Origin of the sequence: Stenotrophomonas sp. G106K1 (assembly GCF_037969685.1) — a bacterium.
Taxonomy (GTDB): Bacteria; Pseudomonadota; Gammaproteobacteria; order Xanthomonadales; family Xanthomonadaceae; genus Stenotrophomonas; species Stenotrophomonas lactitubi.
The window spans coordinates 66322-80650 of record NZ_JBBPFR010000010.1 but is presented as its reverse complement, the minus strand read 5'-3'; the positions used below and the strand labels follow the sequence as shown (position 1 = coordinate 80650).

Annotated in this window: 13 protein-coding genes; 5 read left to right on the top strand and 8 right to left on the bottom strand. The window is 67.0% G+C overall.

Annotated elements, in window-relative coordinates; genetic code table 11:
• Nucleotides 1-22: 22 nt before the first annotated feature.
• Both WKB25_RS11145 and metK read right to left on the bottom strand, forming a co-directional pair.
• Complete coding sequence (locus WKB25_RS11145; RefSeq protein WP_340570645.1) at nucleotides 23-529, bottom strand: acyl-CoA thioesterase; 507 nt, start codon at nucleotides 527-529, stop codon at nucleotides 23-25.
• Nucleotides 530-670: 141 nt separating this feature from the next.
• Nucleotides 671-1882, bottom strand: a complete 1212-nt coding sequence (gene metK, locus WKB25_RS11140) for a methionine adenosyltransferase (protein WP_089238823.1) — start codon at nucleotides 1880-1882, stop codon at nucleotides 671-673.
• 315 nt (nucleotides 1883-2197) lie between these two features.
• Between metK and WKB25_RS11135 the strand changes: the two genes are divergently transcribed.
• The 3 genes from WKB25_RS11135 to WKB25_RS11125 all read left to right on the top strand — a co-directional run bounded on the left by WKB25_RS11135 (nucleotide 2198) and on the right by WKB25_RS11125 (nucleotide 5894).
• Entirely contained in the window at nucleotides 2198-3907 is a 1710-nt protein-coding gene (locus WKB25_RS11135) for a lysophospholipid acyltransferase family protein (protein ID WP_340570642.1), read from the top strand.
• On the top strand, nucleotides 3904-4704 hold the full coding sequence (locus WKB25_RS11130; RefSeq protein WP_340570641.1) for a UDP-2,3-diacylglucosamine diphosphatase: 801 nt from the start codon (nucleotides 3904-3906) through the stop codon (nucleotides 4702-4704). The genes WKB25_RS11135 and WKB25_RS11130 overlap by 4 nt, the downstream gene beginning before the upstream one ends.
• Nucleotides 4705-4859: 155 nt before the next feature.
• On the top strand, nucleotides 4860-5894 hold the full coding sequence (locus WKB25_RS11125) for a metal-dependent hydrolase (protein ID WP_340570639.1): 1035 nt from the start codon (nucleotides 4860-4862) through the stop codon (nucleotides 5892-5894).
• A gap of 38 nt (nucleotides 5895-5932) precedes the next feature.
• Here the strand turns inward: WKB25_RS11125 and WKB25_RS11120 are convergent, their stop codons facing one another.
• From WKB25_RS11120 to WKB25_RS11105, 4 genes are all read right to left on the bottom strand, one after another.
• The gene (locus tag WKB25_RS11120) at nucleotides 5933-6760 is read right to left on the bottom strand and encodes a class I SAM-dependent methyltransferase (protein ID WP_089238831.1); all 828 of its coding nucleotides are present in this window, start codon (nucleotides 6758-6760) and stop codon (nucleotides 5933-5935) included.
• A 10-nt stretch (nucleotides 6761-6770) separates the two neighbouring features.
• Nucleotides 6771-7766 (bottom strand): tRNA dihydrouridine synthase DusB, encoded by a 996-nt coding sequence (gene dusB / locus WKB25_RS11115; RefSeq protein WP_025877853.1) that lies wholly within the window; start codon nucleotides 7764-7766, stop codon nucleotides 6771-6773.
• A 164-nt stretch (nucleotides 7767-7930) separates the two neighbouring features.
• A complete protein-coding gene (locus WKB25_RS11110) occupies nucleotides 7931-8356 on the bottom strand; it encodes a hypothetical protein (RefSeq protein ID WP_340570635.1) in 426 nt (141 codons plus the stop codon).
• Between the two features lie 112 nt (nucleotides 8357-8468).
• Nucleotides 8469-9386, bottom strand: coding sequence for a LysR family transcriptional regulator (locus WKB25_RS11105; RefSeq protein WP_180166772.1), 918 nt, complete (start codon nucleotides 9384-9386; stop codon nucleotides 8469-8471).
• Nucleotides 9387-9479: 93 nt separating this feature from the next.
• Here WKB25_RS11105 and WKB25_RS11100 point away from each other — a divergent pair, with 93 nt between their 5' ends.
• Nucleotides 9480-10664, top strand: a complete 1185-nt coding sequence (locus tag WKB25_RS11100; protein WP_340570632.1) for an MFS transporter — start codon at nucleotides 9480-9482, stop codon at nucleotides 10662-10664.
• Between the two features lie 97 nt (nucleotides 10665-10761).
• On the opposite strand, the gene WKB25_RS11095 is transcribed toward WKB25_RS11100, so the two are convergent.
• Both WKB25_RS11095 and WKB25_RS11090 read right to left on the bottom strand, forming a co-directional pair.
• Nucleotides 10762-11727, bottom strand: coding sequence for a ribokinase (locus WKB25_RS11095; protein WP_340570630.1), 966 nt, complete (start codon nucleotides 11725-11727; stop codon nucleotides 10762-10764).
• Nucleotides 11728-11752: 25 nt separating this feature from the next.
• Entirely contained in the window at nucleotides 11753-13051 is a 1299-nt protein-coding gene (locus WKB25_RS11090; protein ID WP_340570628.1) for a nucleoside transporter C-terminal domain-containing protein, read from the bottom strand.
• A gap of 193 nt (nucleotides 13052-13244) precedes the next feature.
• Between WKB25_RS11090 and WKB25_RS11085 the strand changes: the two genes are divergently transcribed.
• The gene (locus WKB25_RS11085) at nucleotides 13245-14216 is read left to right on the top strand and encodes an aldo/keto reductase (protein ID WP_340570625.1); all 972 of its coding nucleotides are present in this window, start codon (nucleotides 13245-13247) and stop codon (nucleotides 14214-14216) included.
• The last annotated feature ends 113 nt before the right edge of the window (nucleotides 14217-14329 follow it).

Genomic DNA, 14329 nt, shown 5'->3' with positions numbered 1-14329 from the left:
GCAGGGCTTGCCCCGCACGCCTTCATTCTTCTGGTGACGGCGGATTGGACGCCAGCAGTTCCAGATGCCGCTGTTCCATTTCCTGGCGCAGCTGGCGGCGGATCAATGCTGCGGCCTGGCGGCGCTTCTCGTCCGAATTGGCCGGCTGCAGTGACGGAACCGGCGTCGGCCGGCCTTCCTCGTCCACCGCCACCATGGTGAAGAAGCAGCTGTTGGCGTGGCGCACGCTGCGCTTGAGGATGTCCTCGGCCACCACCTTGACGCCGATTTCCATCGACGAGGTGCCGGTGTAGTTCACCGAGGCCAGGAAGGTAACCAGTTCGCCCACCGCGATCGGCTGGCGGAACACCACCTGGTCCACCGACAGGGTGACCACGTAGCGGCCGGCATAGCGGCTGGCGCAGGCATAGGCCACCTGGTCGAGCAGGCGCAGGATCGCGCCACCGTGGACCTTGCCGGAAAAATTGGCCATCTCCGGCGACATCAGCACGGTCATGGACAGCTGGTGGGATTTGAGTTCGGTCGACATGGGGCGATTGTATCGGCGTGGCGTGGCTCGTGTAGAGCCGAGCCCATGCTCGGCTGCTCTTGGCGCAGACAAAAAGAAAGCCGAGCATGGGCTCGGCTCTACAGGAAGCAGAAGGGCCGCTTGCGCGGCCCTTCGTTTTTCTTATTTCAGCTTCGCATCGGCGCGCAGGGCAGCGGCGCGATCGGTCTTCTCCCAGGAGAAGGCCGTGGCGTTGACGGTCTCGCCTTCGCCGTTGATGTAACTGAACTCCTTCGGCTTGCGGCCGAAGTGGCCGTAGGCCGCGGTCTGCTGGTACATCGGGTGGATCAGGTCCAGCATCTTGATGATGCCGTACGGACGCAGGTCGAAGTGCTTGCGGATCAGCTTCTCGATCTTGTCGTCGCTGATCTTGCCGGTGCCGAAGGTGGTGACCGAGATCGAGGTCGGCTCAGCCACGCCGATGGCGTAGGAGACCTGCACTTCGCAACGGTCGGCCAGGCCGGCGGCAACCACGTTCTTGGCGACGTAGCGGGCAGCGTAGGCGGCCGAACGGTCAACCTTGGACGGGTCCTTGCCGGAGAACGCGCCACCACCGTGACGGGCCCAGCCGCCGTAGGTGTCGACGATGATCTTGCGGCCGGTCAGGCCGCAGTCGCCCACCGGGCCGCCGATCTCGAACTTGCCGGTCGGGTTGATGTGGAACTTGGTGCCCTTGTGCAGCCACTTGGCCGGCAGCACCGGCTTGATGATCTCTTCGCGGACGGCCTCGATGAGGTCCTTCTGCTTGATGCCCGGGGCGTGCTGGGTCGACAGGACCACCGCGTCAATGGCCGAGACCACGCCGTTTTCATAGCGCAGGGTGACTTGGCTCTTGGCGTCCGGACGCAGCCAGGACAGCGGCGAGTTGCGCTTCTTGCGGATCTTGGCCTGCTGCTCGACCAGGCGGTGCGACAGGTGGATCGCCGCCGGCATGTAGCTGTCGGTTTCGTTGGTGGCATAGCCGAACATCAGGCCCTGGTCGCCAGCGCCCATTTCTTCCGGCTTCTTGCGGTCAACGCCCTGGGCGATGTGCGGGGACTGCTTGCCGATCAGGTTCAGCACGCCGCAGGTGGCGCCGTCGAAGCCGACTTCGGAGCTGTCATAGCCGATGTCCACGATGACCTTGCGGGTCAGCGCTTCCAGGTCGATCCAGGCGCTGGTGGTGATTTCGCCGGCAACGATGGCAACGCCGGTCTTGACCATGGTCTCGCAGGCCACGCGGGCGCGCTGGTCCTGGGTCAGGATCGCGTCCAGCACCGCATCGGAGATCTGGTCGGCAACCTTGTCCGGATGGCCTTCAGAGACCGACTCGGAGGTGAAGAGGTAGCTGGACATCAGGCTTAATATCCTTTGATTCGGATGGAAAGATGGGCGCGAATGATACACGGGGTGCGCCGCCTGTGCATTGTGAACCCGTATGGGTTGCCGGTGGTTAAGGTGTTGTGCCCGGCAGAGCAAGGCCTGGAGGGCATTGCGCGGGCATCGTGCACAGGCAGTGTTCCACTGGCGTGACCATTGCCGCGCCCCCGCCGGGCCCGGATGGGCCGGTGCAGGCGCCGTCATCATTCTGCCGCCAAATCGCCATCTGGCTGCCGCGTCCCGGGCGCAGGCTCTCGGCCAACCCGGCCGCCGGGCAGGAGTGGACACGCCATGCTGGAACTCGAACAGCGTCTGCAGCAACGCTATCCCGACTGGTTCCATGGCCGTCGCGGCCAACTGGCCCGGCCCCTGCTGCGCAGCGTTGGACGCTGGTCGCGGCTGGACCGGATCGAGGCGTTCCTGCGCCGCAATGCAAACCTGCGCGGTTTCGACTTCGTCGCCGCCGGACTGGAGTTCATCGAGGGGCGCTACCACGTGGACACCGCCGCGCTGGCGCGGATTCCGGCCACCGGCCGCCTGTTGATCGTGGCCAACCATCCCTCCGGCGCGCTGGATGCCTTGGCTCTGCTGGATGCGGTCGGCCGCATCCGCCGCGACGTACGCATCGTGGCCAACGATCTGCTGGGCGCGATCGGCCCGTTGCAGGACCTGCTGCTGCCGGTGCGCATCCTCGGCGGCAAGGTCCAGCGCACCAGCCTGCAGGCGGTGGAGCAGGCGCTGGCGGCCGAGCAGTGCGTGATCGTGTTCCCGGCCGGCGAGGTCTCGCGGTTGTCGCTGCTCGGCATTCGCGATGGTCGCTGGCAGCGGGGTTTTGTCCGCTTTGCCCGTGCCGCCGCCGCACCGGTACTGCCAGTGCGGGTGGAAGCGCGCAACTCGGCGCTGTTCTACGGCGCGTCGACCCTGTTCAAGCCGGCCGGTACGGCCCTGCTGGCACGCGAGATGTTCGCCCGCCGTGGCCGGCCACTGCGGCTGCGCATCGGCGAACCGATGCAGCTGGGGCAGGGTGACCCCGGCGCGCAGCTGCTGGCGGTGCGCCGCGCGGTATACGCCCTGGGGCGCACTACGCCGGTCGCCGAAGGCTGCCCGGCAGGACCCGAGCCGCTGGCCGCACCGGTGCCGCCTGCACAGGTCGCCGCTGGGATTGCCGCTGCCACCGTGCTGGGGCAGACCGCCGATGGCAAACAGATCCTGCTGGCCAGCTGCGCTGCTGATTCGCCGTTGCTGCACGAGCTGGGGCGGCTGCGCGAACTGACCTTCCGCCAGGTGGGCGAGGGCACGGGGCGCAGTCGCGACCTGGACGACTTCGACCTGCAGTACCAGCACATCGTGATCTGGGACGGCACCGCCCAGCGCATCGCCGGTGCCTACAGGATCATGCGTGGCGCGCAGGCGTTGGCGCGCCGGGGCCTGGCCGGGCTCTACAGCGCTTCGCTGTTCCGCTATTCCGACGATGCCATTCCACGCATTGCCGAAGGCCTGGAACTGGGCCGCAGCTTCGTGGTGCCCGACTACTGGGGCAGCCGCAGCCTGGATTACCTGTGGCAGGGCATCGGCGCCTATCTGCAGTGCCAGCCCGGCATCCGCTACCTGTTCGGTGCGGTGTCGATCAGCGCCGCCTTGCCGCGCGACGCACGCGAGCAGCTGGTGGCGTACTACCAGCGTTACTACGGCGCGGCCGATGGTCGGGTGCAATCGAACCGGCCGTTCCAGTACTTCGCCGCGCCACCGTGCTTCGGCGAACTGGATGCGGCAGCCGCCTTCGACGTGCTCAAAGCCAACCTTGCCGCGCTCGGCACCGGCGTGCCCACCTTGTACCGGCAGTACACCGACCTGTGCGAACCTGGCGGTGCACGGTTCCTGGCGTTCGGCGTCGACCCGGATTTCAGCGACTCGATCGACGGCCTGATCGAAGTCGACCTGCACGCGATCCGTCCACACAAGCGCAAACGCTACCTGCGCGATGCGGGGATGCCGGCATGAACACGCTGGCGAACCTGGCACCGCATCGTCGCGCCGTGTTCGTCTCCGATGTGCATCTGGGGTCGCGGCATTGCCATGCCACCGAGCTTGCGCGTTTTCTCGGCACGCTGCGCTGCGAACGCCTGTATCTGGTCGGCGACATCATCGACCTGTGGTGGATGGCACACCGGCGCGCCAACTGGCGGCAGTCGCACAGCGAGGTCATTCTGGCCCTGCACGCGCTGCGGCGCGCCGGTACCGAGATCATCTACATCCCCGGCAACCACGACGCGTCGCTGCGCCAGGTGTGCGGCCTGATGCTGCCGGCGATGCAGGTGCGCCGCCGCGCGATCCACACCACGGCCGATGGCCGCCGGCTGCTGGTGGCGCATGGCGACGACTATGACGGCGTCACCCACTTCGGCGGCCTGCAGGAGCGGTTTGGTGACTGGCTGTACTACCGCATCCTCACCGGCAACCATCTGTTGAATGCGGTGCGGCGTCGACTCGGAATGCGCTACTGGTCGTTGTCCGAATTCCTGAAGCGCCAGAGCGGTGCGGCCGAACGCTACATCGAGCGCTTCGTGCAGGCGGGTCTGGATGATGTGCGCCGGCGTGGCCTGGATGGCATCGTCTGCGGACACATCCACCGCGCCGCGCTGGTCGAACGCGATGGCCTGGTCTACGCCAACGATGGTGACTGGGTGGAGAGCCTGACCGCGTTGGCAGAGGACCACGACGGCGCGTTGCGGCTGCTGGACCACAACGGGCAGACACTGGCCGAGCTGCCAGGGGCGCGGTTGTCGCAGGCGGCGTAAACCGCTCCTGCAGCGTCGAGCCATGCTCGACGGGCGTGCAAGGTGGTCCCCCTGTAGAGCCGAGCCCATGCTCGGCTGTCGTGGCGCCGAACGAAGCGCAGCCGAGCATGGGCTCGGCGCTACATACACCGCGCGCAACCCGCTAGCATCGGCCGATGGACTCATTGACCCAGATCGTTCTCGGCGGCGCCGTCGCTGCCGCCATCGCCCCGCCCGGACATCGCCGTGCCGCCCTGCTGGCCGGTGCCGCGCTCGGTACCCTGCCGGACCTGGACGCCCTGTGGCTGGGTTTTGCCGCCGCCGACCCGGTGGCGAACATGACCGACCACCGCAGTTTCAGCCATTCGCTGCTGGTGCTGCCGTGGGTAGCCGCGCTGATCTGGTGGTTGTTCAAGCGCTTCGGCAACGGCAGGGTGGCGCAGTCACCGGTGCGTTGGTTCTGGGCGATCCAGCTGGCCTTGGTCACCCATCCCGTGCTGGATGCGTTCACCGTCTACGGCACGCAGCTGTGGTGGCCGTTGCAGCCGCATCCGGCGATGGGCTCGAGCGTCTTCATCATCGATCCCGGCTACACGGTGTGGCTGCTGCTGGGCTGCGCGCTGGCCTGGTTCGGTCGGGCGCGGCCGTGGGCGGGCAAGGTGCTTGGTGTTGCCTTGCTGCTCAGCAGTGCGTACCTGGGCTGGGGGTTGATCGCCAAGGCACGGGTCGACCGTGCCGCGCAGCAGAGCCTGGCCGCGATGGGACTGGGTGACGCGCCGCGGTTCTCGGTGCCGATGCCGTTCAATACCCTGTTGTGGCGGGTGGTGGCGATGACTCCCAATGGCTACGTGGTGGGTGACCGCTCGCTGGTGGCCGACCATGCGCCGATGCGTTTCGAGGGGCATCCGTCCAACGTGCAGGCACTGCGCGAAGCGACGGGAATTCCGGCAGTATGGCGCCTGCAATGGTTCAACCGTGGCTTCATGCGCGCACAGGTGGTGGAAGGTCGGCTGGTGCTGAGCGACCTGCGCATGGGCCTGGAGCCGGACTACACCTTCAACTTCGCGGTGGCCGAGCAGGTTGACGGCCAGTGGCGCGCGATCGTGCCCGAGCAGCTGCGGGTGGATTACGGAAGCCCGGCCGCGCGTGCCGATGCCGGTCGCCGGTTGTCGGCGATGTGGCAGCGCATCTGGCATGAACCCGAGCAGTAGATTCACGCCACGCGTGGATGGCGCATACCGCAGGCCGCTCAATACACCGTTGCGCGGCCCTGCACGAACGAATAGAAGAACACCGCGTTCGGATCGTTCTGCACCAGCCGGAACTCGCGACGCATGCCCTCCACCGTTTCTTCGTCCACCGTGCCGGCCTGCAGCAGCTGGTCAGCCGCTGACAGCAGCAGCTGTTCCCAGAACGCGATCATCGTCTTGCGACGTGCCGGTTCGCGGTTGTCCAGGTGGATGGTCTTGATCTCGGTGTGCACATCGCGGAAGCCGCCGGCCAGCAGCAGATTGCCCAGCTTGGCGCCGACGAACGGGTCACCGCCATGGTCGTACTGGAAGTCATTGAAGGCCATCCAGTAGCGCCAGATGTGCGGCGAATACGGATCAAGCAGGAACGAGGCATTCATCACCTCGGTGATGTACACCGGCGAGCCCGGGGCGAGTACGCGGCGTACTTCACTCAGCACGCGCGCGGGCGAGGGCACGTGTTCCAGTACCCAGCACAGGAAGGCCGCATCGAAGGTGCGCGCCTCGAACGGCAGTTCGCCGGCATCGGCCTGCTGCAGCGTGTAACGGTCGCTGCACCACGGCGTACGCGCCAGATTCTCGCGTGCGGTTTCCAGTTGGGTCTCGCTCAGGTCCACGCCGGTCACGTGCAGCTCGGGAAAGCGGCGCAGCAGGATCTCGGTCTGTGCACCCACGCCGCTGCCGACTTCCAGCAGGCGCTTTGCGCCGCTGTAATCGATCTGGCCGAAGATGCTCGATTCCAGCAGGCGCGCCTGGGTCATCAGGCGCTGCTGCTCGGTGCCGGAGAACCCGTGCAGGTAGGTCGGGGAAGAAATCGGCGGGGTCATGATGGCGGGCTCAGGCAGCAGAAGACATCGCCGGTTCCCCGGCGATCAGGCGGTCGAAATAGTCGGTGGTCAGTGCGATCTGGCTGGCCGGATCTTCAGCACGGTTGACCACCGCGCGGAACGCGGCATTCTCCGGCCGGTCCTTGGCGTACCAGCCCAGGTGCTTGCGTGCGATGCGCACGCCCTGCGGTTCGCCATAGAAATCGTGCAGTGCGTGCAGGTGGCCGAGCAGGATGTCGCGCACTTCGGCCAGCGACGGCGGCGGCAGTTCCTCGCCGGTGGCCAGGTAATGCGCCACCTCGCGGAAGATCCACGGCCGGCCCTGTGCGGAGCGGCCGATCATCACCGCGTCCACGCCGGTCTGCTGCAGTACGAAGGCGGCCTTCTGCGGCGAATCGATGTCGCCGTTGGCGATCACGGGGATGCGCAACGCGGCCTTGATCTCGCCGATCGTGGCGTACTCGGCCTGGCCTGTGTAGTGCTGGTCGCGGGTACGGCCGTGCACGGCCAGGGCAGCGATGCCACTGTCTTCGGCGATACGCGCGATGAGCGGGCCGTTGCGATGGTCGCAGTCCCAGCCGGTGCGGATCTTCAGCGTCACCGGCACGTCCACCGCGTTGACCACCGCTTCCAGGATGCGCGCGACCAGCTGCTCATCGCGCATCAGCGCAGAGCCCGCCCATGCGTTGCACACCTTCTTGGCCGGGCAGCCCATGTTGATGTCGATGATCTGCGCGCCATGGTCGACGTTGTAGCGCGCCGCCTCGGCCAGCTGCTGCGGCTCGGTACCGGCGATCTGCACGCTGATCGGCGCGGGTTCACCGGCATGGTCCATGCGGTGGATCGACTTGCGCGTGTTCCAGAAGCGCGGGTCGCTGATGGTCATTTCCGAGGCGGCCAGACCCGCGCCCAGCCGTTTGCACAGCAGGCGGAAGGGCTTGTCGGTGACGCCGGCCATGGGCGCAAGCACGACGTTGGGGGCAATGGAGTACGGGCCGATCTGCATGCGCCCATTGTAGGGCGCGGCCGGCGCCCCGGCTGGGGGGGCGGTCTTCCTGTTCAGGCCCATCCGGACCGACCTCATGCCAGAAGGGTATCAGCAGATGCTTGACGGTTGCTTCCGTCGCCCCCAAGGGCGGGTGATGGTGGGCGGCTGGGTGTACCGCTGCCCTACAGGGATTGCCAGGCTTGGGCGGTGCCGAACGCGAACGCCAGCCCCAGGCCGAGGCAGGCCAGCGAACTGGCCACCCAGAAGCGCACGCCGTTGTAGCCGGGGCGCAGCAGCGCCAGCACGAACCCCATCGCCGCACGCAACAGTAACAGGGCAGCGATGCCAGGCAGCACCCGGTGACTGCCGGCCATCGGCGCATGCCTCGCTGCGGCCAGCGCATACAGTGCCCAGACCAGCAGTACGGCGGTGATGCCGGCTGTCATCAGTGGCGGCCACCAATGCCCGGCCTCGGCCAGCTGGACCACGCGCCGACCGGCACCGAAGCGCTCATACCAGGGGGCACCGAAAGCGATGCAGCCGATGTGCAGCAGGGCCGCGATGGCACTGCCGGTGGCCGCGACCAGCAGCCAGGGGAATCCGTTCATGTCGCGCCTGAGCAGAGAAGCTGGGCGGATGGTGGGCGAGGGCCAGGGCGCGGGCAATGCGGCAGGCAGTCGCACCTGCATCGACGGCACGACACCACGCGCGGGAGGTGGTTCACCGCGGTGGATCGATCCGCAGCCCAGCCGCCAGCCGGTCCAATGCCACATCCACGCGCGGTAGCAATTGTCGGCCTTGCGACCACAGCAATCGCAGCGGCAGGCCGCGGCAGTCCAGTTCCGGCAGGATCGAAACCAGGCTGCCGCGTGCCAGTGCGTCATCGAGCAGCCAGGTGGCGAGTTGGGCGATGCCGAAGCCGGCTTCGACCGCCGCCACCTGTGCTTCGGCACTACCGACCACCAGCCGAGCTCGGGCCTGCAGCGGTGCGATGCGCTGCCCGGCATCGGCGACCTGCCACGGCCCAATGCTCCCATCGGCACGGCCGAACAGTACCCCATCATGGTCGGCCAGCTCGGCCGCCGAGCCGGGCAAACCGTGCCGCTGCAGATAGGCTGGTGACGCACAGAAGCGCAGGCATTCGTGGCCAAGCAGGCGGCTGCCGAGGGTGACCGGCAGTGGTTCCGGGCCACCGATGCGTACAGCCAGATCGACGCCTTCCTCGGCCAGGTCGATGAAGCGGTCGCTGAAGGTCACCTGCGGCCACAGCTGCGGAAACTCGGCGGCCAGGTGCAGCAGGATTGGCCAGACCTTCACGCGCCCGAAGGTGGCCGGTGCATCCACCCGCAGGCGGCCCACGGGGGCGTCTGCGTGTGCGGCCAGTACCGATTCGGCATCGGCCAGTTCGCCCATCACGCGGACGCAGGTGCGGTAGAAGCCCTCACCGGCTTCGGTTAGGCGCAGGCGCCGCGTGCTGCGCTCGAACAGCCGCACTCCCAGCCGTGCCTCCAGCCGGGCAACGGTCTTGCCGATCGCCGAACTGGTCAGGTGCAGGCGCTCGGCGGCAGCGGTAAAACTACCTGCATCGGCGGTGGCGACGAAGGCCTCGATGCCACGCAGCCGCTCGGTGGGAAGCATTGGCGAATATCTGTCCGGAATTGGCCGAAAATATAGCAACAATCGGAATAGATGCAGGGAATAGGCTGTCGACTCCTGACCTGATTCACCTGAATGTCCTCTCTCGATTCTTCACTGGCTCTTGGCCACAGCGTTGCCCGCGCACGCCTCTCGAGCGTGTTGCTGGCAATATCCGCGTTCGTTATCGTCACCACCGAATTCCTGATCGTCGGCCTGTTGCCTGCGCTGGCACGCGACCTCGGCCTGAGCATCGCCCGCGCCGGACAGCTGGTCACCCTGTTTGCGTTCACCGTCATGCTGGCCGGGCCGCCGTTGACTGCGCTGTTGTCACACTTCAACCGACGCCGCTTGTTCGTGGTCATTCTTGTGCTGTTCGCGGCCTCCAATGCGCTGGCCGCCGTGGCCGAGCAGCCGTGGGTGCTGGCGCTGGCGCGGGTGTTGCCGGCGTTGGCGCTGCCGGTGTTCTGGGGCACTGCCAGCGAGACCGCCGTGCGGTTGGCGCCCGCTGGTCAGGGCGGACGTGCGGTGGCACGGATCTATCTGGGCATAACCGCCGCGATGCTGTTCGGTATCCCGCTGGGTACGCTGGCCGCCGAGGCCATTGGTTGGCGCGGCAGCTTCTGGCTGTTGGCCGCGTTGTCGCTGCTGATGGCCGGGGCGCTGGCGCTGTGGATGCCGGCGGAAACGAGCGTGGAACCGCGGCGAGCGCTGGGTGAGCAGGCGCGTGTGCTTCGCCAGCCGTGGCTGTTGGGCAATGTGCTGTTGTCGGTGCTGGTGTTCACCGCCATGTTCGCCGCCTACACCTATCTGGCCGACGTGCTCGAACGCTTGTCACGCGTCCCTGCCGGGCAGGTGGGCTGGTGGCTGATGGGCTTCGGTGTGGTGGGGCTCCTCGGCAATGCACTGGGCGGGCGCTGGGTTGACCGTGCACCGCTGGGTGCGACCATCGCGTTCTGCACGGTGCTGGCGGTGGGAATGCTGGCGAGCGTCGGCTGGGCCGGGCAGGGGGCATTGACAGTCATCGCACTGGTGCTGTGGGGGATTGCGCATACCGCGTTGTTCCCGCTGTGCCAGGTGCGGGTGATGCGAGCCGCGCCGCAGGCGCAGGCGCTGGCCGGTACCTTGAATGTCTCGGCGGCCAACGCTGGTATCGGTCTGGGCGCGCTGCTCGGTGGCGGCGTCATCGAAGGCTTCGGCCTGGCCTCGCTGGGCCTGGCTGCGGCCGCCGTGGCGGTGCTGGCGATTGCCGCTGGCCTGTTGCTGCGGCGTTGGCAGTAAATCCACGCGGTGCGTGGATGGAAGACAAAAAAAAAGCCCGGGCATCTGCATGCCCGGGCCCTTCATCCACGCGTGGCGCAGATCTACTTCACTTCATTTACTTCACTTCGGCGTCGGCCGGGGTGAAGCGCGGCATTGCCGCGGCCGCGCCTTCCTTCTCGGTCGAACGACCGGCGAACTGGTTGGCGAAGCGCACGTGGCGGGCGAACGGAGCGTCCGGCACCTGGGCGAGCGAGGCCACCAGCGCACCGTTGAAGGCATCGCCGGCGCCGGTGGTGTCGATCGCCTGCACCTGTTCGGCACCCACGCGGTAGTACGGCTGGGTGTCGCCACGCAGGTGCTCGTCGGCATGCGACACGAACACGCCCACCGAACCCAGGGTCACCACCACCGTGCCGTTGCCGACCAGCTTGCGGCACAGCGCATGCAGGCTGGCGCCGTCCAGCGCGGCGACGTCGTTGGCATCCACGCGCTCGCCGACATGACGGCCGAGCAGGGCAGCGAACTCGGTCTCGTTCGGGGTGATCACGTCGGCCAGCTTGAGCAGGCCGATGGTCGAGGGTGCGTCGGCCGGTGCGGTGTTGAGCACGGTGGTGACACCGGCCTCGCGGGCCACGGCCAGTGCCGCTTCGATGGTCTGCACCGGCGATTCCAGCTGCACCAGCACCACCTTGGCGCCGGTCAGCAGGGCCTGCTGTTGCTGCACGAACTCGGTGCTCAGCGCCGCGTTGGCGCCCGGGCCGATGACGATGGTGTTGCGGCCACGGGCATCGACATAGATGCCGGCGGTGCCGGTCGGCTCGCTGCTGGCTTCGGCGATCAGCGCGAAACCATCCTGCGCGGCCAGGTCACGGGCGGTGGCACCACCCGCATCGTCGCCCAGCGCACACAGGAAGCTGGTGTCAGCGCCGGCACGGCAGGCGGCAACGGCCTGGTTGAAGCCCTTGCCGCCCGGACCGGTGCTGTAGCGGCCGGCAATGGTCGCACCCGGCGCCGGCAGCGACTCGCACCGCCACACGTGATCGACATTGAAGGAACCGACGACAACGACACTGCTGCTCATAGGGAATCTTTTCTCAAACAAGGGTTCAGCTGAAATGCGTCAGCACGCCGGCGATGGTAGCCGTCATGAAGGTGGCGATGGTACCGCCAAGCACCGCGCGCAGGCCGAACTTGGCCAGATCGTGGCGTCGCTCCGGTGCCAACCCGCCGATGCCGCCGATCTGGATCGCGATCGAACTGAAATTGGCGAAGCCGCACAGGGCGTACGTGGCGATCAGGCGACCTTCGTCGGACAGGCTCATGCCCGGCACCTGGCCATTCACGATCTTCGACAGTTCGGTGTAGGCGACGAACTCGTTGATCACGACCTTCTGGCCGATCAGCGAACCCACGGTGGTGGCATCGGCCCACGGGGTGCCGATCACCCAGGCGATCGGCGCCAGCACGTAGCCGAAGATGGTCGACAGGTCGGTCGGCTTGCCGATCGCAGCCGCCAGGCCGGTGACTTCACCGAACCAGGTCAGCGGCGCATTGAGCAGGGCGATCAGGGCGATGAAGGCCAGCAGCATCGCACCGATGTTCAGTGCCAGCTTCAGGCCGTCACCGGCGCCGGCCGCAGCCGCGTCGATGATGTTGCTGGAGGTCTTCTCCACTTCCATCTTGACCGTGCCGCGGGTCAGCGGGGTGCCGGTTTCCGGAATCAGCAGCTTGGCCACGACCAGGGTGGCCGGGGCCGCCATGATGCTGGCCGCCAGCAGATGCTTGGCGTAGAACGCCTGCTGCACCGGGTCGCCGCCGCCGAGCATGCCCACGTACGCGGCAAGCACGCCGCCGGCGATATGGGCCATGCCGCCGATCATCATCGTCAGCAGCTCGGACTGAGTCATCTTGGCGATGTACGGACGCACCGTCAGCGGTGCCTCGGTCTGGCCGATGAACACGCTGGCGCAGACGCTGGTCGTTTCCGCACCGGACACGCGCATCACCTTGGTGATCGACCAGGCCATCACCCGCACGATCGCCTGCATGACGTTGAGGTGGTACATGACCCCCATCAGCGCCGAGAAGAAGATGATCGTCGGCAGCACCTGGAAGGCGAAGATGAAACCGTAGTTCTTGACGTCCATCAACGAGCCGAAGATGAACTTCGAACCTTCGTTGACGAAGCTCAGTACTTTCACGAAGCCCTGGCCCAGCGCATCGAACACGTCGCGCCCGCCCGGTACCAGGATCACCAGTGCCGCAAAGGCGATCTGCAGGGTGATGCCGGTGGCGACCAGCTTCCAGTCCACCGCGCGCTTGTTGTTGGAAAACAGCCAGGTGATGCCGATCAGCACCGCCAAACCGAACAGGCCGAAGCCGATCCTGCCCAAACCTTCGACCATCTGAGTGACTCCCCTGGGGCGTCGCGAAAAACGGGAAGCCTAGTGCAGGGCAGGGGCCGGAGCAAGGAAAAGCGGTCTGCGCGCGGCCATCGGCTCCGATCAGGCCAGCAACAGCAAGGGGTTGCGCCTGCCGGGACAGGTAGAATGGTGGCTTGATCCCGGCCCGTATGCGGGCCCGCAGCAGGAGAATCGCATGCTCTACCGTCGCCTTGGCTCCACCGGCCTGCCGATTTCCGCCCTGTCCTTCGGCGCCTGGGTGACCTTCGGCGACCAGGTGCCGCGCGACGAGGCACGCAACCTGGTGGCGGCGGCCTGGGACCACGGCATCAACTTCTTCGACAACGCCGAGGGCTATGCCAACGGCCGCGCCGAGCAGGTGATGGGCGATGTGATTGCCGACCTGCGGTTGCCGCGCGATGGTTTCTGCGTGTCCAGCAAGGTGTTCTTCGGCAGTGCCCAGGACCCGCGGCCGACCCAGCGGGGCCTGTCGCGCAAGCATGTGACCGACGCCTGCCATGCTGCGCTCAAGCGCCTGCGGGTGGAGTATCTGGACCTTTATTACTGCCATCGACCGGATCCGGACGCTCCGATCGCTGAAACGGTGCACGCCATGGACACCCTGGTCCGGCAGGGCAAGGTGCTGTACTGGGGCACGTCGGAATGGTCGGCCAACCAGATCCAGGAAGCGGTGGACATCGCCGCGCGGCATAACCTGCAGGCACCGTCGATGGAGCAGCCGCAGTACAACCTGCTGCATCGGGAGCGGGTGGAAGTGGAGTACGCGCCGCTGTATGCCACCGCCGGGCTGGGCACCACGATCTTCTCGCCGCTGGCCTCGGGCCTGCTGAGCGGCAAGTACGACGACGGCGTCCCGGCCGATGCGCGCTTGGGCCGCGAAGGCATGGGCTGGCTGCAGGACCTGGTGCTGGGCGACAACGCCGATGCGCGCCTGGCCCGGGTGCGTCGCTTCAGTGCCGTGGCCCGCGAGCTGGGCCACGCCCCGGCCAGCCTGGCCATCGCCTGGTGCCTGCGCAATCCCAACGTGTCCAGTGTGATCCTCGGCGCCAGCCGGGTCAGCCAGCTGCTGCAGAACCTGCAGTCGCTGGACGTGCTGGCGCAGGTGGACGACGCCGGCTGGGCACAGGTGGAAGCCGTATTCGCCTGAGGGCCGGGGACAGGTTGTAGGGCCGAGCCCACGCTCGGCCGGCCTTACCGCGGCCAATTGCGCCCAATCCAATAGGCATAGACTATCGAAATTTAAATTTCGATCATTAATTC

What these genes read in the sequence shown, in the direction of transcription:
- WKB25_RS11145 (WP_340570645.1), bottom strand. Translation starts at nt 529, where the DNA reads ATGTCGACCGAACTCAAATCCCACCAGCTGTCCATGACCGTGCTGATG.
- metK (WP_089238823.1), bottom strand. Translation starts at nt 1,882, where the DNA reads ATGTCCAGCTACCTCTTCACCTCCGAGTCGGTCTCTGAAGGCCATCCG.
- WKB25_RS11135 (WP_340570642.1), top strand. Translation starts at nt 2,198, where the DNA reads ATGCTGGAACTCGAACAGCGTCTGCAGCAACGCTATCCCGACTGGTTC.
- WKB25_RS11130 (WP_340570641.1), top strand. Translation starts at nt 3,904, where the DNA reads ATGAACACGCTGGCGAACCTGGCACCGCATCGTCGCGCCGTGTTCGTC.
- WKB25_RS11125 (WP_340570639.1), top strand. Translation starts at nt 4,860, where the DNA reads ATGGACTCATTGACCCAGATCGTTCTCGGCGGCGCCGTCGCTGCCGCC.
- WKB25_RS11120 (WP_089238831.1), bottom strand. Translation starts at nt 6,760, where the DNA reads ATGACCCCGCCGATTTCTTCCCCGACCTACCTGCACGGGTTCTCCGGC.
- dusB (WP_025877853.1), bottom strand. Translation starts at nt 7,766, where the DNA reads ATGCAGATCGGCCCGTACTCCATTGCCCCCAACGTCGTGCTTGCGCCC.
- WKB25_RS11110 (WP_340570635.1), bottom strand. Translation starts at nt 8,356, where the DNA reads ATGAACGGATTCCCCTGGCTGCTGGTCGCGGCCACCGGCAGTGCCATC.
- WKB25_RS11105 (WP_180166772.1), bottom strand. Translation starts at nt 9,386, where the DNA reads ATGCTTCCCACCGAGCGGCTGCGTGGCATCGAGGCCTTCGTCGCCACC.
- WKB25_RS11100 (WP_340570632.1), top strand. Translation starts at nt 9,480, where the DNA reads ATGTCCTCTCTCGATTCTTCACTGGCTCTTGGCCACAGCGTTGCCCGC.
- WKB25_RS11095 (WP_340570630.1), bottom strand. Translation starts at nt 11,727, where the DNA reads ATGAGCAGCAGTGTCGTTGTCGTCGGTTCCTTCAATGTCGATCACGTG.
- WKB25_RS11090 (WP_340570628.1), bottom strand. Translation starts at nt 13,051, where the DNA reads ATGGTCGAAGGTTTGGGCAGGATCGGCTTCGGCCTGTTCGGTTTGGCG.
- WKB25_RS11085 (WP_340570625.1), top strand. Translation starts at nt 13,245, where the DNA reads ATGCTCTACCGTCGCCTTGGCTCCACCGGCCTGCCGATTTCCGCCCTG.